The sequence below is a fragment of the Phycicoccus flavus genome, from assembly GCF_004025965.2.
GTDB lineage: Bacteria > Actinomycetota > Actinomycetes > Actinomycetales > Dermatophilaceae > Phycicoccus > Phycicoccus flavus.
Genome location: NZ_SAYU02000080.1, coordinates 1 through 18,269, shown reverse-complemented (window position 1 = coordinate 18,269; position 18,269 = coordinate 1). Strand labels below are relative to the sequence as shown.

17 protein-coding genes are annotated in these 18,269 nt (G+C 73.7%); 8 read left to right on the top strand and 9 right to left on the bottom strand.

The window, feature by feature from the left end; all coding sequences use genetic code 11:
* Positions 1-188: 188 nt before the first annotated feature.
* From lhgO to EPD83_RS17655, 6 genes are read right to left on the bottom strand one after another with little or no spacing between them, the layout of a single operon-like run.
* The gene (gene lhgO / locus EPD83_RS17680) at positions 189-1,385 is read right to left on the bottom strand and encodes an L-2-hydroxyglutarate oxidase (RefSeq protein WP_128367751.1); all 1,197 of its coding nucleotides are present in this window, start codon (positions 1,383-1,385) and stop codon (positions 189-191) included.
* Between the two features lie 7 nt (positions 1,386-1,392).
* Positions 1,393-2,775, bottom strand: a complete 1,383-nt coding sequence (locus EPD83_RS17675) for a GH1 family beta-glucosidase (RefSeq protein ID WP_128367750.1) — start codon at positions 2,773-2,775, stop codon at positions 1,393-1,395.
* Positions 2,776-2,831: 56 nt separating this feature from the next.
* Positions 2,832-3,707: an MOSC domain-containing protein gene (locus EPD83_RS17670; protein ID WP_165566946.1), complete on the bottom strand. Its 876-nt coding sequence runs from the start codon at positions 3,705-3,707 to the stop codon at positions 2,832-2,834.
* On the bottom strand, positions 3,704-4,153 hold the full coding sequence (locus tag EPD83_RS17665; RefSeq protein WP_128368583.1) for a beta-class carbonic anhydrase: 450 nt from the start codon (positions 4,151-4,153) through the stop codon (positions 3,704-3,706). The genes EPD83_RS17670 and EPD83_RS17665 overlap by 4 nt, the downstream gene beginning before the upstream one ends.
* Positions 4,154-4,209: 56 nt before the next feature.
* The gene (locus tag EPD83_RS17660) at positions 4,210-5,916 is read right to left on the bottom strand and encodes a fumarate hydratase (protein ID WP_165566945.1); all 1,707 of its coding nucleotides are present in this window, start codon (positions 5,914-5,916) and stop codon (positions 4,210-4,212) included.
* The gene (locus EPD83_RS17655) at positions 5,913-6,842 is read right to left on the bottom strand and encodes a carbohydrate kinase family protein (RefSeq protein WP_128367818.1); all 930 of its coding nucleotides are present in this window, start codon (positions 6,840-6,842) and stop codon (positions 5,913-5,915) included. Before EPD83_RS17655 ends, EPD83_RS17660 begins: the two co-directional genes overlap by 4 nt.
* 92 nt (positions 6,843-6,934) lie before the next feature.
* Between EPD83_RS17655 and EPD83_RS17650 the strand changes: the two genes are divergently transcribed.
* Both EPD83_RS17650 and EPD83_RS17645 read left to right on the top strand, forming a co-directional pair.
* A complete protein-coding gene (locus EPD83_RS17650; RefSeq protein WP_235950694.1) occupies positions 6,935-7,492 on the top strand; it encodes a DUF4245 domain-containing protein in 558 nt (185 codons plus the stop codon).
* Between the two features lie 11 nt (positions 7,493-7,503).
* Complete coding sequence (locus tag EPD83_RS17645; RefSeq protein ID WP_205859591.1) at positions 7,504-7,902, top strand: ester cyclase; 399 nt, start codon at positions 7,504-7,506, stop codon at positions 7,900-7,902.
* A 16-nt stretch (positions 7,903-7,918) separates the two neighbouring features.
* On the opposite strand, the gene EPD83_RS17640 is transcribed toward EPD83_RS17645, so the two are convergent.
* A complete protein-coding gene (locus EPD83_RS17640) occupies positions 7,919-8,158 on the bottom strand; it encodes an exodeoxyribonuclease VII small subunit (protein WP_128367819.1) in 240 nt (79 codons plus the stop codon).
* A 10-nt stretch (positions 8,159-8,168) separates the two neighbouring features.
* Positions 8,169-9,431, bottom strand: coding sequence for an exodeoxyribonuclease VII large subunit (gene xseA, locus EPD83_RS17635; RefSeq protein WP_165566944.1), 1,263 nt, complete (start codon positions 9,429-9,431; stop codon positions 8,169-8,171).
* A gap of 134 nt (positions 9,432-9,565) precedes the next feature.
* Here xseA and EPD83_RS17630 point away from each other — a divergent pair, with 134 nt between their 5' ends.
* A complete protein-coding gene (locus EPD83_RS17630) occupies positions 9,566-10,579 on the top strand; it encodes a 4-hydroxy-3-methylbut-2-enyl diphosphate reductase (RefSeq protein ID WP_128368337.1) in 1,014 nt (337 codons plus the stop codon).
* 132 nt (positions 10,580-10,711) lie between these two features.
* Positions 10,712-12,364 (top strand): mechanosensitive ion channel, encoded by a 1,653-nt coding sequence (locus tag EPD83_RS17625; RefSeq protein WP_165566943.1) that lies wholly within the window; start codon positions 10,712-10,714, stop codon positions 12,362-12,364.
* A gap of 182 nt (positions 12,365-12,546) precedes the next feature.
* Here EPD83_RS17625 and EPD83_RS17620 read toward each other — a convergent pair whose 3' ends face one another.
* Complete coding sequence (locus tag EPD83_RS17620) at positions 12,547-13,740, bottom strand: DNA recombination protein RmuC (RefSeq protein WP_128367674.1); 1,194 nt, start codon at positions 13,738-13,740, stop codon at positions 12,547-12,549.
* 117 nt (positions 13,741-13,857) lie between these two features.
* Here EPD83_RS17620 and EPD83_RS17615 point away from each other — a divergent pair, with 117 nt between their 5' ends.
* The 4 genes from EPD83_RS17615 (at position 13,858) to ychF (ending at position 17,142) form a co-directional block, all read left to right on the top strand.
* Positions 13,858-14,346 (top strand): glutathione peroxidase, encoded by a 489-nt coding sequence (locus EPD83_RS17615; protein WP_128367673.1) that lies wholly within the window; start codon positions 13,858-13,860, stop codon positions 14,344-14,346.
* 17 nt (positions 14,347-14,363) lie between these two features.
* Positions 14,364-14,771, top strand: coding sequence for a hypothetical protein (locus tag EPD83_RS17610; protein ID WP_128367672.1), 408 nt, complete (start codon positions 14,364-14,366; stop codon positions 14,769-14,771).
* A gap of 9 nt (positions 14,772-14,780) precedes the next feature.
* On the top strand, positions 14,781-15,296 hold the full coding sequence (locus EPD83_RS17605; RefSeq protein WP_128367689.1) for an NUDIX domain-containing protein: 516 nt from the start codon (positions 14,781-14,783) through the stop codon (positions 15,294-15,296).
* 760 nt (positions 15,297-16,056) lie between these two features.
* Positions 16,057-17,142 carry a redox-regulated ATPase YchF gene (gene ychF / locus EPD83_RS17600; RefSeq protein ID WP_128367688.1) on the top strand — a complete coding sequence of 362 codons (1,086 nt, stop codon included), beginning with the start codon at positions 16,057-16,059 and terminating at the stop codon, positions 17,140-17,142.
* Positions 17,143-18,269: the final 1,127 nt, after the last annotated feature.

The following is an 18,269-nucleotide window of genomic DNA, read 5'->3' as shown; positions in this document are numbered from 1 at the left end:
CCCGGGGTCGACGCCGAGACCGCGCAGAGCCTCGCCGACAAGGCGCACGAGTTCTGCCCGTACTCCAAGGCCACGCGCGGCAACATCGACGTCACTGTCGTCGGCAAGCCCGCCTGACCGACCCCCCTCGACGCCCCGCTCCCGCCCACCCGCGGGGGCGGGGCGTCGTCGTGATCGCCGGACGGCGCTCAGCCGGCCCGGTCGAGGACCTCGGCGACGACGTGCCGGGCGATCTCCAGCGACGCCGTGGCCGCGGGGGAGGGCGCGTTGAGGACGTGGACGCAGTGACCGGACCGCTCCACCAGGAAGTCGTCGACGAGGGTGCCGTCGGGCCGGACCGCCTGGGCGCGCACGCCGGCCGGGGCCGGGCGCAGGTCCTCGTCGCGCAGCTCGGGGACGAGGCGGCGCAGCGCGTCGCCGAACCGGCGCGCCGACAGCGAGCGCAGCGCCTCCTGGGCGCCGGTGCGGGCCCGGCGCCGGGCCAGCCGCAGGAACCCGGGCGAGCCGAGCGTGGCGGCCAGCTCTCGCGGGTCGACGTCGCGCCACCGGTACCCCTCGCGGGCGAGGGCGAGCACGGCGTTCGGCCCCGCGTGCACCACGCCGTCGACGCCGCGGGTCAGGTGCACGCCGAGAAAGGGCAGCGCGGGGTCCGGCACCGGGTAGACGAGCCCCCGCACCAGCGACGCCGCCGACGCCGTGAGCGTGCGGTACTCGCCGCGGAACGGCACGATCCGGACCGAGGGCTCGTGGCCGAGCAGGCGGGCCACGACGTCGCCGTGCAGGCCGGCGCAGGTGACGACGACGTCGGCCGCCAGCGAGCCGCCGGTGGTCTCGACGACGGCGTGCGAGCGCCCGTCCGCCCCGCCGACGACCTCGACGCCGGTGCGCAGGTCCGCCCCGGCGGCGGTGAGCCGGCGGACGAGCGCGGCGCAGACGGCCGCGTAGTCGACGACCCCGGTCTCGGGCACGTGCAGCGCGGCCCGGGCGGCGACGTGCGGCTCGTGCGCGCGGGCTTCGTCGGCGTCGAGCCGGCGGACGGCCAGCCCGTTGGCGCGTCCGCGCTCGTACAGCGCCTCCAACCGCGGGAGCTCGGCGTCCTCCGTGGCGACGACGAGCTTGCCGGTGCGGGCGTGCGGCACGCCCTCGTCGGCGGCGAACCGCAGCAGCTCCTCGGCGCCGGTCCGGCACCAGCGGGCCTTGGCGCTGCCCGGCGGGTAGTACAGCCCGGAGTGGACGACCCCGCTGTTGCGCCCGGTCTGGTGGCGGGCCCAGCCGGGCTCCTTCTCGAGGACGGTGACGCGCGCCGACGGGTCCTCGCGCAGGGTCCGCTCGGCGACGGCGAGCCCGACGATGCCGCCGCCGACGACGACGACGCGCCGGGTCACCCGGCGCTCACTCCGGCCGGTGCGCGGCGATGACGCGGGCGTACTCGCGCCCGGAGTCCTTGACGGTGCGGACCTGGGTGTCGTAGTCGACGTGGACGATGCCGAAGCGCTTGTCGTAGCCGTAGGCCCACTCGAAGTTGTCCAGCAGGGACCACGCGAAGTAGCCGCGCAGGTCGGTGCCGGCGGCGACGGAGTCGGCCAGGGCGGCCAGGTGCTGCCGCAGGTAGTCGACCCGCTCGGGGTCGTGGACGGCCCCGTCCTCGGACACGACGTCGTCCCAGGCCGAGCCGTTCTCGGTGACGTAGACCGGCAGGCCGCACTCGCGCGCCGACCGCTCGACGATCATCCGGTGGCTCGGGGCCGACTGCTCCCAGCCCATCGCCGTGAGCGGCGGGTGCGGCGGGATCTCGTCGACCTGCTCGCAGCCCGGCAGCAGGTGGGTGTTCCCCTCCGGGGTCGCCCCCTCGGGGGTGGCCCGGACACGGGCCGGGAAGTAGTTGTTCACGCCGAGGTTGTCCAGCCGCGCCGAGATCGTCTCGAGGTCGCCGTCGTGGACGAAGGAGCCGTCGGTGAGGTGCGCGACGTCGTCGAGATAGCCGTCGGGGTAGGCGCCGTGGAACAGCGGCCCGAAGAAGACGCCGTTGAGGGCGTTGTCCACCCGGCGCACGGCGTCGAGGTCGGCCTCCGTCGCGTCCTCCGGCCCGTGCACCTGGCTGGGGTTGAGGGTGATCGAGACCTCGGCGTCCGGGCAGTGCTCGCGGATGACCGGGACGGCGCGGCCGTGGGCCAGCATGAGGTGGTGGGCCGAGAGCAGGCCCTCCATCGGGTCGGTGTGCCCGGGGGCGTGGACGCCGATGGTGTGGCCGAGGAAGGCCGAGCACCACGGCTCGTTGAGGGTGGTCCAGTTGCGGACCCGGTCCCCGAGGGCGCCGACGACGTGGGCGGCGTAGTCGGCGAACCGGTCGGCGACCTCACGGGTGCGCCAGCCACCGCGGTCCTCGAGGGCCTGGGGCAGGTCCCAGTGGTAGAGCGTGACGACCGGCCGGATGCCGGCCCCGAGCAGCTCGTCGACGAGGCGGTCGTAGAAGGCGAGGCCGAGCGGGTTGGCTGCACCGGTGCCGTCGGCCTGGATCCGCGGCCAGGCGACCGAGAAGCGGTAGGCGTCGAGGCCGAGCTCGCGCATGATGGCGACGTCCTCGGGGACGCGGTGGTAGTGGTCGCAGGCGACCTCGCCGGTGTCGCCGTTCTCGGTCTTGCCGGGGGTGGCCGAGAAGGTGTCCCAGATGGACTGCCCGCGCCCGTCCTCCTTCACCGCACCCTCGATCTGGTAGCTCGCGGTGGCGGCTCCGAAGAGGAAGCCGTCGGGGAAGGTGGGGATTCGTTCGTCCATGCACCCAAACCTAGCCGGGGACGGACGTGACCGGCAGGGGTGGCGCGGCCCGTCCCTCAGGCGCCGTCGCCGGCGGGCCCGCCCCCGGCCGCGCGAGGGGCCGGCAGGACCTCGTCGCCGACCCGGACCTCGCCGACGGACTCCGGGACCAGCTGGACGGCGAACCACGTCGCGCCGTCCCACTTCCGGTGGCGGGCGAGGGTGCGGATGGGCTCGGGTCCGCGCTCGCGGCTCTCGGGGTCGATGGTCGTCATGACGCAGCGGTCCACGGGCTTGGGCACCCGCAAGGTCACGGCGCCGACGGTGACGTGGCCCCAGTCGTCCTCCTCGAACGGCTCGAGGTCGCCGTCGAGGACGAGGTTGGGGCGGAAGCGCTCCATCTGCAGCGCGGTGGGCTCGGCGCCGGACTCCAGCGCCGTCGCGGTCACCCAGTCCTGCAGGCGGCGCAGCGAGGCCCGGGTGGCGAGGGTCAGCGGGTAGCCGTCGGCGAAGGCGGTGGCCTCGCCGGGCCGGCCGTGCCGGGGGCTCAGCGGCCGGGGCTCGTCGACGTGCACCAGCCGGACGTCGTCGCGGCCGAGGGCCGCCCGCAGCCACCGGTGCGCCTCCTCGCCCGCGGCGGACGCCGTGAGCGGGCGTCCGTGGACGGTGACGGGCTCGGGGGCGGTCGCCGGGACCTCCACGTGCAGGTCGTCATGGCCGTCGGCGCGCAGCCGCAGGGCCGCGTCCAGCCCGGCGTCGGTGTCCGGGGTGTCGGCGGTGAGGGCCAGCAGGCCGGCGTCCTCACGGGCGGTGAGGCACTCGCCGTCCGGCCGGACGACCATCCAGCGCCGGTCGCCGCGCAGGCCCCAGGGCTCGACCGTCGCGGCGTGCACCCGCCGGCCGCGCATGCTCTTCACCGGGTGGACGAGCACGCCGTCCAGCCGGACGGTCATACGCGGCGGGCGATGAGCCCCGTGTCGACGTCGTAGACGAACCCGCCGACCTCGGCCCGCTCGCCGATGAGCGGGTGGGTGCGCACGGCGGCGACGTCCTGGCGCAGCGCGTCCTCCTGGTCCGGGACGACGCCGAAGCGCTGCCACGACGCGTCGACGCCGGCGGACTCACCGACCCGCCGGCGCACCTCCTGCTCGCTGTTCGCGGCCATGGCGCAGCGGGTGTGCGGGATGACGAGGATGCGGCGGACGTTGAGCAGGTGCACCCCGAGCACGAGCGCCTCGAGCGCCTGCGGGGTCACCCGCCCGCCGGGGTTGCGGAAGATCTTCGCGTCGCCGGGGCGCAGGCCCACCATCCGCAGCGGGTCGATGCGGCTGTCCATGCACGTGACGATGGCGACCCCGGCCTGGGCGACGCCGTCGAACCCGGCGAGGTCGAAGCTCATCGCGAACTGCTCGTTCGCGGCGAGGAGGTCGGCGAAGTCCGCCGGGGGCGTCTCGGTCACGTCAGGCCTGCTCTCTTCTCGATGGTGAACGCCACGGGCTTGGTGACGGCGGCGAAGAAGTCGCCGCCCTTGTCGTCGACGACGACGAAGGCCGGGAAGTCCTCGACCTCGATCTTCCAGACCGCCTCCATGCCGAGCTCGGGGTACTCCAGCACCTCGACGCTCTTGATGCAGTCCTGGGCCAGCCGGGCCGCGGGGCCGCCGATCGAGCCGAGGTAGAAGCCGCCGTGCTCCCGGCAGGCGTCGGTCACCTGCTGGCTCCGGTTGCCCTTGGCGAGCATGACCATCGAGCCGCCGGCGGCCTGGAACTGCTCGACGTAGGAGTCCATCCGGCCGGCGGTCGTCGGGCCGAACGAGCCGCTCGGCATGCCCTCGGGCGTCTTGGCCGGACCGGCGTAGTAGACGGGGTGGTCCTTGAGGTACTGCGGCATCTCCTCGCCGGCGTCGAGCCGCTCCTTGATCCTCGCGTGGGCGATGTCGCGGGCGACGACGAGCGGCCCGGTCAACGACAGCCGGGTCTTCACGGGGTGCTTGGTCAGCTCGGCGAGGATCTCGTCCATCGGTCGGGTGAGGTCGATCGGGACGACCGCGCCCGCCCCGGTGCCGGTGACGCCGTGCGCGTCGTCGTCCAGCTCCGCCGGGGTCTGCTCGGGGAGGAAGCGCGCGGGGTCGGTCTCGAGCTGCTCGAGGAAGACCCCCTCGGGGGTGATCTTCCCGAGGACCTGCCGGTCGGCCGAGCAGGACACCGCGACGGCGACGGGCAGGCTCGCCCCGTGCCGGGGCAGCCGGACGACGCGCACGTCGTGGCAGAAGTACTTGCCGCCGAACTGGGCGCCGATGCCGAACTGCCGGGTGAGCTCGAGGACCTGCTGCTCGAGCTCGGTGTCCCGGAAGCCGCGGCCGGTCGCGGCGTCCCCGCTGGTGGGCAGGGCGTCGAGGTACTTGGCGCTGGCGTACTTGGCCGTCTTGAGGGCGAACTCGGCGCTCGTGCCGCCGACGACGACCGCGAGGTGGTACGGCGGGCAGGCGGCCGTGCCGAGGCTGCGCAGCGTCCGGTCCAGGAAGCGGGTCATCCCCTCGGGGTTGAGGATCGCCTTGGTCTCCTGGAAGAGGAAGGACTTGTTCGCGCTGCCGCCGCCCTTGGCCATGAAGAGGAACTTGTAGGTCGTCTCGTGGCCGGGCGCGGTGTCCGCGTAGAGCTCGACCTGGGCCGGCAGGTTGGAGCCGGTGTTGCGCTCCTCCCACATCGTCACCGGTGCCATCTGGCTGTAGCGCAGGTTGAGCCGGGTGTAGGCGTCGTAGACCCCGCGGCTCAGGGCGGCCTCGTCGGTGCCCTGGGTGAGGACGTGCTGCCCGCGCTTGCCCATGACGATGGCGGTGCCGGTGTCCTGGCACATGGGCAGGACGCCGCCGGCGGCGATGTTCGCGTTCTTCAGCAGGTCCAGGGCGACGAACTTGTCGTTGTTGCTCGCCTCGGGGTCCTCGAGGATGTCCGCGAGCTGCTGCAGGTGCGCCGGGCGCAGGTAGTGGGCGATGTCGTGCATCGCCGTCTCGGTGAGCAGGCGCAGCGCCTCGGACGCGACCTCGAGGAAGGTGCGCCCGCCCGGGCCCTCGACGGTCCCGACGCCCTCGGTGGTGAGCAGCCGGTAGGGGGTGTCGTCGGCGCCGACGGGCAGCAGGTCCTCGTAGGCGAACTCGGTCACGCGATCTCCTCGCGGGTGGGGGAGTAGGCGCCGTGGTGGCGCACGGTGAGGCCGCTCGTCGCCAGGGCCCGGTCCACCGCCGGGGCGACGTCGGCCAGGGTCGCGGCGCGCAGCCGCTCCCGGGCGTCGGGGCCGCCGAGCAGCCCGGCGTCGAGCAGCCCGCTGACCAGGCCGGCCATGAACGAGTCGCCGGCGCCGACGGTGTCCGCGACGTCCTTGACCCGCGCGGCCTCGGTCTCCTCGCCGCCGTCGGCGGTGCGCCAGGTGACGCCGTCGCCGCCGAGGGTGACGACGACGAGCGAGGCGCCGAGGCCGGCCCAGCGGTCCATGACCTGCGTGGGCGTCTCGCCGGGGTAGAGCCACGCGACGTCGTCCTCGGAGCACTTGACGAGGTCGGCGAGCCCGACGAGCTCCTCGACGCGAGGGCGGACCTGCGCGACATCGCCCATGATCGTCGGGCGCACGTTGGGGTCGTAGGACACGGTGCCGGTCTCGCGGGCCCGGCGGACGGCGACGGTGACCTCGGCCTCGCCGGGCTCGAGCGTCGTCGCGATCGACCCGGTGTGCAGGTGCGCGAGGCCCTCGGGCAGCTGCACGGGGGGCAGGTCCCAGTGCAGGTCGAAGACGTAGCTGGCGGCGCCGTGGGCGTCGATCGTCGCGTGGGCGGTCGAGGTGGGGTGCTCGGGGGAGACGCTGCCCGTCAGCAGGTGCACCCCCCGCGCCTCGACGTGCTCGGCGCAGAGCCGACCGCGCTCGTCGGTGCCGACGAGGCACGCGAGCCCGGTGTCGTGACCGAGCCGGGCCAGGCCCGCGGCGACGTTGGCCGGCGACCCGCCGACGAACTCGGCGGACGTCCCGTCGGCCCGGTCGACGATGTCGACGAGCAGCTCTCCGACGACGACGACGGACGGCTCGGTGGCGCTCACGGGGACGGCCCTTTCGGTTGCACGCTGGACGGATCGAGCCTAGCGCCGGGCCGGATTCGGCGTGGGCGGGTCCCGTCGGCGACGATGGAGGGGTGAGCACGCCCGCGCCGCCGAAGAGCCGGTACTCGATGGGGTCGACGAAGAACCTCGTGTACTCGCTCATCGCCGTGCTCGGGATGGTCGCGGTCCTCGTCCTCATGGTCCCGCGGGTCAGCTCGGTCGGCGGGCCGCCGGTCGACATCTCCCAGAAGGCGGCCGAGGTCAAGCAGCAGACCGGCTGGCCCATCGTCGAGCCGGTCGGTCTCCCGGACACCTGGCAGGCGACGTCCGTCCGGTACGTCCGGGTCACCGACGGCTTCATGACGTGGCACGTCGGCTACGAGACGCCGTCCGGCACCTTCGTGGCCGTCGAGCAGACCGAGGACCCGAGCCAGGCGTGGATCGCGGCGCAGACCAACCGGGCCCCGCGCGAGGGCACCGTCGACATCGCCGGCACGACGTGGGACAAGTTCGTGCGCGACTCCAAGGTGCAGAACAGCCTGCTCTCGGTGCCCGAGGCGGGGTCCGGGCGGCTCGCGACGCTCGTCACCGGGACGGCGTCGTTCGAGGACATGGCGACCTACGTCGAGTCGCTGCGCCCGGTGCAGTAGGGAGCGGCGGGGTGGCTCCGGGGGAGGACCTGCGAGAGCGCTACGGGCGCTACCTGGCCGCGCTCGACGAGCGCCGCTTCGGCGACCTGGACGAGTTCGTCCACGACGCGCTGACCTACGGGGACCGGCGGATGACCCGGGGCGAGTACGCCGCGATGATCGCCGACGACGTGGAGCGCATCCCGGACCTGGTCTTCGACGCCCGGCTCGTCGTCGTCGACGGCGACGTCCTCGCCGCGCGGCTGTGGTTCGACTGCACCCCGGCCCGGGAGTTCGCCGGGGTGCCGGTCACCGGCCGGGCGGTGCAGTTCGCCGAGCACGTGTTCTACCGCTTCCGCGAGGGGCGGATCGAGGCCGTGTGGTCCGTGATCGACCTCGACGCGGCCCGCCGGTCGGCCGCCGGGGGCTGACCCGAGCGGGAGGCGACTACGCGTCGTCGGCGGTGATCCGCGCCTCGGCGGCGTCGAGCCAGGTCGAGCAGTGGGCCGCCAGGGCCTCGCCACGCTGCCAGAGCCGCATGCTGTCCTCCAGCCCGACCTGGCCGCTCTCCAGCCGGGCCACGATGTCGACGAGCTGGTCGCGCGCCTCCTCGTACCCGAGGTCGGCGACGTCGTCGGCCGGGCCGTCGGGGGCGCCCTCGACCGGGCCGGCGGGATCCTTCGGCATGGGGCCGAGACTACCGACGGGGTGCCGGGGCCGGGTCGGGTGACCGTCCCGCCACGCGGGCGCCGAAGTCCCCGCGCGCGACCCGGACGTGGAGCAGCTGGTCGAGGGCCAGCGTCCCGGGGTCGGTGACGACGGTGTCGTCGGCGGTCGTGACGACGGCGTACCCGCGGTCCAGGGTCGACTGCGGGGAGAGCGCCCGCGCCTGCGCCCGCAGGTGCCCGACCCGGTCCCGGTCGCGGTGCAGCTGGGCCCGCACCCGGTGCCGTCCGCGGTCACGGAGCGCGCCGACGACGTCGCGCTGCACCCGCACGAAAACGCCCTTGTCGGCGAGGACGGGACGGCTGGTGAGCTCGGTGAGGCGGCGTCGCTCCTGGTGCAGGCGTCCGCCGACCGCCCGCCGGGCCCGGTCGCGGGACCCGGTGACACCGCGCCGCTCGGCCTCCGCGTCGGGGACGATCGCCGTCGCGGCGTCCGTGGGGGTGGAGGCGCGGTGGTCGGCGACGAGGTCGAGCAGCGGGGTGTCGACGTCGTGGCCGATGGCGCTGACCACCGGGGTGCGGGCGGCGGCGACGGCCCGCAGCAGGGTCTCGTTCGAGAAGGGCAGGAGGTCCTCGACCCCGCCGCCGCCGCGCGCGACGACGACGACGTCGACCTCGGGCAGGGCGTCGAGCTCGGCGAGGGCGGCCGTGACCTCGGTGACGGCGTCGCTCCCCTGCACGGCGACCTGACGGATCTCGAAGCGCGCGGCCGGCCACCGGCGCAGGGTGTTCTCGACGACGTCCTTCTCGGCGGCGCTGGCGCGCCCGCAGACGAGCCCGATCCGCCGCGGCAGGAAGGGCAGCGGCCGCTTGCGGTCGGCGTCGAAGAGGCCCTCCTGGCCCAGGTACCGCTTGAGGTACTCGAGCCGGGCCAGCAGCTCACCGACGCCGACCGGCCGGATCTGGCGGGTGTCCATCGTCAGCGTGCCGCGGGCGGTCCAGAACGACGGCTTGGCCTGCACGACGACCCGCGCCCCCTCGGCGAGCGGGCCGGGCATGGCGTCCAGGGCGGTGGTGTCGACCGCGCAGGACAGGCTCATGTCGACGTCGGCGTCGCGGAGGGTGAGGTAGGCCTTGCGCGCCCCGGGCCGCCGGGTCAGCTGGACGACCTGCCCCTCGATCCACACCACCGACATCTTCTCGACGTAGTCGCCGATCTTCATCGACAGCAGCCGCAGCGGCCAGGGGTGCTCGGCGCTGGTGTCGGCGGCCCTCTCGGGCAGGCTCCCGGCCATCGGTCAGCGCCTCCCGCCGTCGGCCCGCCGGCCCGTCCCCGTCCGCATGGCGCCAGCGTAGGGGCGGCCGCCGACAGGCGTCGTCGGGCCGGCGCGGATTCGGGTCGTGGGCCGCGCCGACCTACGATGGACGTATGTCCGAGCCGACCAAGCGCGTCATCCTCGCCGCCCCGCGCGGCTACTGCGCCGGCGTCGACCGGGCCGTCGTCACCGTCGAGAAGGCCCTCGACCTCTACGGTCCGCCGGTCTACGTCCGCAAGCAGATCGTTCACAACAAGCACGTCGTCACCACGCTGGAGAAGCGCGGCGCCGTCTTCGTCGAGGAGACCGACGAGGTGCCCGAGGGCGCCACCGTCGTCTTCTCCGCACACGGCGTCGCCCCCGTCGTCCACGACGAGGCCAAGGCGCTCGGGCTGCGGACGATCGACGCCACCTGTCCGCTCGTGACCAAGGTGCACCGCGAGGCCGTCCGCTTCGCCGACGGCGACTACGACATCCTCCTCATCGGGCACGACGGGCACGAGGAGGTCGTCGGCACCGCCGGCGAGGCCCCCGAGCACATCCAGCTCGTCGACGGGCCCGACGACGTCGGGAACGTCACCGTCCGCGACCCGGACAAGGTCGTGTGGCTCTCGCAGACGACGCTGTCGGTGGACGAGACGATGGAGACCGTCCGCCGGCTGCGCGAGCGGTTCCCCAGCCTGCAGGACCCGCCGAGCGACGACATCTGCTACGCGACGCAGAACCGCCAGCTGGCCGTCAAGCAGATGGCCGCCGACTGCGACCTCATGATCGTCGTCGGCTCGCGCAACTCCTCGAACTCGGTGCGCCTCGTCGAGGTCGCGCTCGAGCACGGCACCCGCGACGGGCACCTCGTCGACTACGCCGACGAGATCGACGAGCGCTGGCTGGACGGCGTCGACACCGTTGGCGTCACCTCCGGGGCCTCGGTGCCGGAGATCCTCGTCCGCGGCGTGCTCGACTTCCTCGCCGAGCGCGGCTACGCGGACGTCAGTGCGGTGACCGCGGCCGAGGAGTCGCTGATGTTCGCGCTGCCGAACGAGATCCGGCGCGACCTCAAGGCCGCCGGGCTGTCGGACAAGATGCGGCACGACGCCGCGGCCGCCGACGCCGGCTCGCTGCACTGAGCGGCGGCCTCGGGGTGGGGGCCGCTCGCCCCGTGCGGCCCTGACCTGCGCAGACGGGTTCCCGCGAGGGGGTGACGTGTGCCACGCGTCTCGGTACGGTCGGTGTCCCCGTTCCGTAACGAAGGACACCCGATGCACACAGCCACCGTCTTCGCCGGCGTCGACTGGGGGTCGATCATCGCGAAGATCCTCATCGCGATCGTCATCCTCCTCATCACGTGGGTGCTCGCCCGCACCGTGATCTGGGCGTTCGGCAAGCTCGCCGCCCGCGTCCCGGCGCTCGGCGACACGAACGACGACGGGCACAGCCTGGGCGCCACGCTCGGTCAGATCGCCTCGCTGCTCGTCTGGCTGTTCGGGCTCATCGCCGTGCTGCAGGTCTTCGACCTCGGCGAGGTCCTCACCCCCATCCAGGCCCTGCTCACCGGGGTCATGAACTTCCTGCCGAACCTCATCGGCGCGATCTTCGTCTTCGTCATCGGCGCCCTCCTGGCCAAGGTCGCCCGCCAGCTGGTCGAGACCGCGCTCGGGGCGGTGCCCTTCCACCGGTGGCTCGGGAGCAGCCGCGACGGGGAGGAAGGCTCCGCCGGCGTCCCGAACATCGCGCGGACGCTCGCGCTGGTGCTCTACGCGCTCATCATGATCGTCATCTCGATCGCCGCCCTGCAGATCCTCGGCATCTCCTCGATCTCGGACCCGGCGCAGCGGATGCTCCAGACGATCTTCGACGCCGTCCCGAACATCGTCGCGGCGGCGCTCATGCTCGGCCTCGGCGTCGTCATCGCCCGGTTCGCCGCCGGCCTCCTCGGCGACATCCTCGAGGGGCTCGGCACCGACCGCGCCCTGCGCGAGATCGACGCCGTCCCCGAGGGCGGCAGCGCGGTGCCGTGGATCACCCGCGTCGTCCAGGTCGCGATCGTCCTGTTCTTCGCCGTCATGGCCGCGCAGCTGCTGAACTTCCCGGTCATCACCGACGTCCTGGCCCGGGTCCTCGAGCTCGGCGGCAAGGTCGTCTTCGGCGCGGCCGTCATCGCGGCCGGGTTCTTCGTCGCCCGGCTGCTCGGGCGGGTGCTCTCCGGGACGACCGCGGTCATCGTCCGCTGGGCGACCATCGTGCTCTTCGTCGCGATGGGCCTGACCTTCATGGGGATCGCCACCGAGATCATCGTCCTGGCCTTCGGCTCGCTCGTCGTCGGCGCGGCGCTGGCGGCGGCCCTGGCCTTCGGCCTCGGCGGCCGCGACGCCGCGGGCCGGGTCCTCGAGCGCGCGCAGCAGCGGCTGGACGCACCGGCTCCGGCGGCGGCCGGGTCCGGGGCCGGGGCGACCCCGTCGGACGCCGCTGCCCCGTCGTCGCCCTCGGCCGCCTCCGCCGTGTCGTCGAGCGGTGCGACTTTCTCCGCCGGGCCCGCCCCGGCCGGCGGTCCGAGCACCACGGCGTCCGACTCGGGCCCGTCGTCGAGCGCCGGCGCGACTGGGACCCCCGCGACCGGCGGCTCGTCGTCGGTCGAGGCCGCCATCGACCCGGCGGGGACGCCGGCGGCCGGCGGCGACGACGCTCCGGGCGACCCGACGCCGCCCGACCTGCCGCCGACGGAGACCCCGCCCGCCGACCCGGAGGGGTCGGACGGCGCCGGGAGCGACACCGCGACGGCGGGCTCCACGACCCCCGAGACCTCGTCGACGCAGGCCCCGCCGACCAAGGAGCTCCCCGCGGCGAAGAAGGCCGCGGCGAAGAAGTCGACGACCCGTCGTGCCCCCCGCAAGAGGAGCGGCGGCACGACCTGACGGCGACGCCCGCCGACGTCCCGTCGACCGCCCGGTGGACGGTGACCGGGGACGGAGGACCGGCTCACCGCGTCCCGCGCACAGCGTCGTCCGCGGGACGCGCTGAGCCGGCGGCCTCGGTCGTCCTGCCGTCCTGACGTCCCGGCACCCCCGATCGCAGGGCGGCGGACGCGTCGCCGGGCTCAGCCCGACGCGCGCCGGGGCCCTGCGGGGCCGGTCTCGTCGACGTCGAGGAGCAGCTCGGGCCGGCGCTCGTCGGCGGTGACGGCGTCGATGAGCTCCTGGGCGGTGAGCGGCCGGGGCCCGACCCGGACCGGCGGCACCTCCGGCAGCTCGTCGCCGACGACCTCGAGGTCGCGCATCCGGCGCGCGGTGACGAGCACCCGGGACTCCAGGGCGCCGACCATCGCGTTGTAGGCCTCGACGCTGCTCTGGAGGCTGCGGCCGACCTTGGCCGTGTGCGCGCCGAGCGTGCCGAGCCGGGCGTGCAGCTCGCGACCGAGGTCGAGCAGCTCGCGGGCGCTGTGGGTGAGGGCGTCCTGCTGCCACCCGAAGGCGACCGTGCGCAGCAGCGCGAAGAGCGCGGCGGGACCGACGAGCACGACCCGGTCGCGCAGCGCGGACTCGTGCAGCGAGGGCCGGGCGGCCAGGGCCGCGGCGAGCATGGCGTCGCTGGGGACGAAGCAGACGACCATCTCGGGCCCCTCGCGGAACGCCGACCAGTACTCCTTCCCCGACAGCGACGCCACGTGCGACGCCAGCGAGGCCGCGTGCCGGGCCAGGAGGGCGGCGCGCTCGTCGTCGGGAAGGTCCTCGGCCTGGGCGTCGAGGAAGTGGGTCATCGGCGTCTTGGCGTCGATGACGAGGCAGCGGCCGCCGGGCAGCCGGACGACGACGTCGGGCCGGACCTGCCGGTCGTGCGTGCCGACCGCGGCGACCTGCTCGTCGAGGTCGCAGCGGGCGAGCATGCCGGACGCCTCGAGGACCCGGCGCAGCTGGACCTCGCCCCAGGCCCCGCGGACCGAGGACGAGCGCAAGGACCCGGCCAGCGACGCCGTCGCCCGGCCGAGGCCCTGGGTCTCGGACTCGACCCGGCCCAGAAGCGCGCGCAGGGAGCCGAACTGCTGCACCCGGTCCCGCTCGAGCACGCCGACGTGCTGCTCGACCCGCACGAGCGCGTCCTTGAGCGGCGCGAGCAGGGCCGCGGTCTCCATGTCCTCGGCGAGCGAGGTCTCGAGGTCGACGACCCGCTCGCGCAGCAGGTCGCGCTCGGTCTCGGCAGCCACGACGCGGGCGCCGACGACGAGCCGCGCGAGCAGCGCGCCCACCGCCGCGCCCACGACCAGCCCGGCCACCGCCAGCATCCATCCGTCCATGGGTGAGGATGGTGTCAGGGGCCACCGACAACGCCCGGCAATCCACGCGGCGGCCCCGGACCGAACACCCGCCGGACGGTCACCGGCCGGCCCCACCGACAGCCGAAAGGACCTCTCGTGCCCACGCTCCAGGACTTCTCCGCGACGACCCTCTCCGGCGCGCCCGCGACGCTCGACGAGTACGCCGGCAAGGTCGTCCTCGTCGTCAACACCGCCTCGCAGTGCGGCTTCACCCCGCAGTACGACGGTCTCGAGCGGCTGTGGCAGGACTACCGCGACGACGGCCTCGTCGTCCTGGGCTTCCCGTGCAACCAGTTCGGCGGCCAGGAGCCCGGCAGCGCGGACGAGATCGGCGAGTTCTGCCGGGTCAACCACGGCGTGACCTTCCCGCTGTTCGACAAGGTCGACGTCAACGGCGACGACGCGCACCCGCTCTTCCAGTGGCTGACCAGCGAGGCCCGCGGCGCGCTCGGCACGAAGAAGATCAAGTGGAACTTCACGAAGTTCCTCGTCGGCCGCGACGGCGCCGTCATCGACCGCTTCGGCTCCAACACCGCGCCCGAGAAGCTGCGCGGCCCGATCGAGAAGGCCCTGCGTCAGGGCTGACCCCGACGCTCGCGGCCATGCCCGAGAGCATCGAGGATTACGCCGCCCGCATCGCCGCCGCCCCGCCGTCGGGCGCGCCCGCCGTGCTGCTCCTCGAGCCGCGCCGCCACGTCGACGTCCCCGACCTCGACGACGCCCTGGCCGCCGACCTCGGCCGGCTGCACGTGGCCCTCGTGGCCGCGGTCGAGGCGCTGCCGAGCGCGGGTCGCTGCCACGCCATGCGCATCGGCGACGGTGGCGCGCACGCCCACTGGTGGTTCCTCGTCCGGCCGGCGCGCATGCCGCAGCTGCGCGGGTCGTTCATGGCCGACCGGGACGACGTCCTGCCCCCCGTCCCCGTGCACGTCCGGGACGAGAACGCGGACTTCGTCGCCACCGCGCTCGTCCAGCGCTTCGGCGGCCGGGCCGTCCCCGCCGCCGGGTAGCGTGGCGGCATGGCGCGACGCGAGGAGACCGAGCAGGAGCGCCTCACGCGGATCGCGATCCTCAACAACCGGTTGCCGAAGAAGCGCAACATCGCCCAGGGACTGCTGCGCAACCCCGCCGGCGAGGTGCTGCTCTGCGAACTGACGTACAAGCAGGAGTGGGACCTGCCCGGGGGTGTGGTCGACCCCGGGGAGCCTCCGGCCGGCACCGTCGTCCGGGAGATCGCCGAGGAGCTCGGCATCGAGGTTGCCGCCGCCGGGCTCGTCGCCGTCAACTGGCTGCCGCCATGGCGCGGCTGGGACGACGCGCACCTGTTCCTCTTCGACCTCGGCGTCTTCGAGGGCACCCTCGACCCCGGGCGCTTCCTCCCGCGCGAGATCGCCGACGCGCACTGGGTCTGGCCCGCCGACGCCGCCGAGCACGTCGCGCCGTACACCGCGCGGATGCTCGAGGTCGTCGCGTCGTGGACGCCGGGGGAGACGCTGTACCTCGAGAACAGCGAGCGGTCGGGCACGGTGGCCTGACCGTGGCGGCGTGAACGACCAGCAGCGACTGGCGCTCGTGCTGCTCGGGGCGCTGGTCCTGACCAGCGTCGGCATCCTCGGCTTCATCGTCGTCTCCGCCCTCACCGGCTGACGGCTGCCTCCCAGCGCATGGCGTCCGGCGCCGCTGTCTTTGATGGGCCCACCGACGAGCCGGCGCCGCTCTCGTGGCTGCGCCCACCGACGAGCCGACGACACCTTCGGCGCCGTTGTCTCCCTGGCGGGCGTGTCACCCGCGCCGCCGCCCGTCCGTGTCGTCCGCCCGTTCTTCCAGCGCCCGGCCGTTCCGCCCAGGGCCTGCCCACCGACGAGCCGACGACACCTTCAGCGCCGTTGCCTCCCTGGCGGGCGTGTCGCCCGCGCCTGCGCCCGTCCGTGTCGTCCGCCCGTTCTTCCAGCGCCCGGCCGTTCCGCCCAGGGCCTGCCCACCGACGAGCCGACGACACTGCTGGCGCCGATATCTCCCTGGCGGGCGTGTCGCCCGCGCCGTCGCGGGTGCGTGTCGTCCGCCCGTTCCCGCAGCGCCCGCCCACCGACGAGCCGACGACACCTTCAGCGCCGTTGTCTCCCTGGCGGGCGTGTCGCCCGCGCCGCCGCCCGTCCGTGTCGTCCGCCCGTTCCCTGCGCGCCGCCCCGACACCCGCGCCCGACCGATTTCCGCGTGCCGCCACCCCTGCGGCACGATGGGACGCTGTGCCGTCCCCGCGACGGACCTGCTCCACCCCACACGAGAGGACGCGCCGTGGCGCTCACCATCGGGATCGTCGGGCTGCCGAACGTCGGCAAGTCCACGATGTTCAACGCGCTGACGAAGAACTCCGTGCTCGCGGCGAACTACCCGTTCGCGACGATCGACCCCAACGTCGGCGTCGTCCCGCTGCCGGACTCGCGGCTCGACCGCCTGGCCGAGATCCACTCCTCGGAAAAAGTCATCCCGGCCACGGTGTCGTTCGTCGACATCGCCGGCATCGTCCGTGGCGCGTCCGAGGGGGAGGGCCTGGGCAACAAGTTCCTCGCGAACATCCGTGAGGCCGACGCGATCTGCCAGGTCGTGCGGGCCTTCGAGGACGGCGACGTCGTGCACGTCGACGGGGCCGTGTCCCCGGAGTCGGACATGGAGACGATCCACACCGAGCTGATCCTCGCCGACCTGCAGACGCTCGAGAGGGCCGTTCCCCGCCTCGACAAGGAGGTCAAGGGCAAGAAGACCGACAAGGCCGTGCTCGACACCGCGCTCGCGGCGCAGCGGGTCCTCGAGGAGGGGCACACCCTCTACGCCGCCGGCGCCCAGGCCGGGGTCGACAGGGAGCTCGCCGACCAGCTGGGGCTGCTGACGACCAAGCCGTTCATCTACGTCTTCAACCTCGACGAGGACCAGCTGGCCGACCCCGACCTGCACGAGCGTCTGCGGGCCCTCGTCGCGCCGGCCGACGCGGTCTTCCTCGACGCCAAGCTCGAGATGGACCTCATCGACATGAGCGAGGAGGAGGCGCTGGAGATGCTCCAGGGCTTCGGCGCCGAGGAGTCCGGCCTCACCCAGCTGGCGCGCACCGGCTTCCACACCCTCGGCCTGCAGACCTACCTCACCGCCGGCCCCAAGGAGTCCCGCGCTTGGACCATCCGTCGCGGCTGGACCGCACCCCAGGCGGCCGGCGTCATCCACACCGACTTCCAGCGCGGCTTCATCAAGGCGGAGATCGTGTCCTACTCCGACCTCGACGAGCTCGGCTCCATGGCCGCCGCCAAGGCCGCCGGCAAGGTCCGCATGGAGGGCAAGGACTACGTCATGCAGGACGGCGACGTCGTGGAGTTCCGCTTCAACGTCTGAATGGTCGCGTTTCCGCAGGTCAGACCGGTTGCAATGCCCGTCAGTCCGCGCACAGTCCGCAAAAAGTTCCGTGTGACGTGCCGAGTCTGATCGTCGTGGAGCCCAGGCCGGCTGCGCCTGACAGCGGGTCGAGCACGTCGGATGCTGGCGCTGTCGCGCGACCGCTACGCGGCGATGGGGGCTACCGCATGAAGTAGCCAGTGCTCGGGGGCAGCGAGTGGGGCCCGAACATGGAGCTCACTCTGACGTGCTCGCGGCCGACTTCAGCGCGCCGAGGTCCTCACCGTCTGCCGTGAACGCCTCGGGAGCGTCGAGGAGTGGGTACTTCTCGGAGATTAGCCGTGCCCGACGCGGCTTCGTCGCCCCTCATTCAGGGGCGTCAGTGCGCCTGGCGGTCCCGCCTGCGACGCGCTCGCAACCAGGACCGCTAGGAGGCGAAGCCGGTGGGGGCAGCGGTGACCGGGAAGGCCGAACAGGTCGCGCGGACCCTGTTCGACGCCGCCCTGACCAGAGGCCTCTCTCCTTGACCGGCGAGAGCCTGCGCCCTACGGAGGCCATGAGGCCACTCGACGTCGGCCCGACGCTCGGGCTGACCGCGAGGGGCCAGGCGCAGATGGGTCCTCGCTGGAGGTGTCGATGCAGCGGTGGTCTCGCAGCCCGTCTTCGAGGCCTGACGGATGTGAGCGTCGCGCGGACGGTGTGAATGTGTCCGTGAGCGAGTCGGAGGCCTACGGGGTGGGGATGTCCCTGCCGAGTGAGGCGCGTCGGCCTCTGGCACTTCGACTCCTGGAGTCGGTCGACCCGGACGAGTGGTTCGGTGCGGCAGCGGATTCGTGGCTGCGCACCGTCGTGGCTTCGGCGCACGACGCACTCACGGCGGATCCCTCGAGGGCCTTAACTGTTGACGATGTGCGTGCCCGCCTCGACGCCAAGTGGGTCGCCCGTTCATGACGGGCCGGAGCTCGTTCGCTTCGGAACGAGTACGAGCACGAAGAGAACGATGATCGCGAACCCGGTCGACCAGCTCTCGGGCCCTTGAGGTGGGCATTCTCGGAGCAGGCCCCGTGGTCGCCCGACGCGGGGGACCGCCGGTGGCGGTCAGGCCTGGGAGACGCTCTTCATCTTGG

What these genes read in the sequence shown, in the direction of transcription:
- EPD83_RS17675 (WP_128367750.1), bottom strand. Translation starts at nt 2,775, where the DNA reads ATGGACGAACGAATCCCCACCTTCCCCGACGGCTTCCTCTTCGGAGCC.
- EPD83_RS17670 (WP_165566946.1), bottom strand. Translation starts at nt 3,707, where the DNA reads ATGACCGTCCGGCTGGACGGCGTGCTCGTCCACCCGGTGAAGAGCATG.
- EPD83_RS17665 (WP_128368583.1), bottom strand. Translation starts at nt 4,153, where the DNA reads ATGAGCTTCGACCTCGCCGGGTTCGACGGCGTCGCCCAGGCCGGGGTC.
- EPD83_RS17640 (WP_128367819.1), bottom strand. Translation starts at nt 8,158, where the DNA reads ATGCCGAAGGATCCCGCCGGCCCGGTCGAGGGCGCCCCCGACGGCCCG.
- xseA (WP_165566944.1), bottom strand. Translation starts at nt 9,431, where the DNA reads ATGGCCGGGAGCCTGCCCGAGAGGGCCGCCGACACCAGCGCCGAGCAC.
- EPD83_RS17630 (WP_128368337.1), top strand. Translation starts at nt 9,566, where the DNA reads ATGTCCGAGCCGACCAAGCGCGTCATCCTCGCCGCCCCGCGCGGCTAC.
- EPD83_RS17625 (WP_165566943.1), top strand. Translation starts at nt 10,712, where the DNA reads ATGCACACAGCCACCGTCTTCGCCGGCGTCGACTGGGGGTCGATCATC.
- EPD83_RS17620 (WP_128367674.1), bottom strand. Translation starts at nt 13,740, where the DNA reads ATGGACGGATGGATGCTGGCGGTGGCCGGGCTGGTCGTGGGCGCGGCG.
- EPD83_RS17610 (WP_128367672.1), top strand. Translation starts at nt 14,364, where the DNA reads ATGCCCGAGAGCATCGAGGATTACGCCGCCCGCATCGCCGCCGCCCCG.
- EPD83_RS17605 (WP_128367689.1), top strand. Translation starts at nt 14,781, where the DNA reads ATGGCGCGACGCGAGGAGACCGAGCAGGAGCGCCTCACGCGGATCGCG.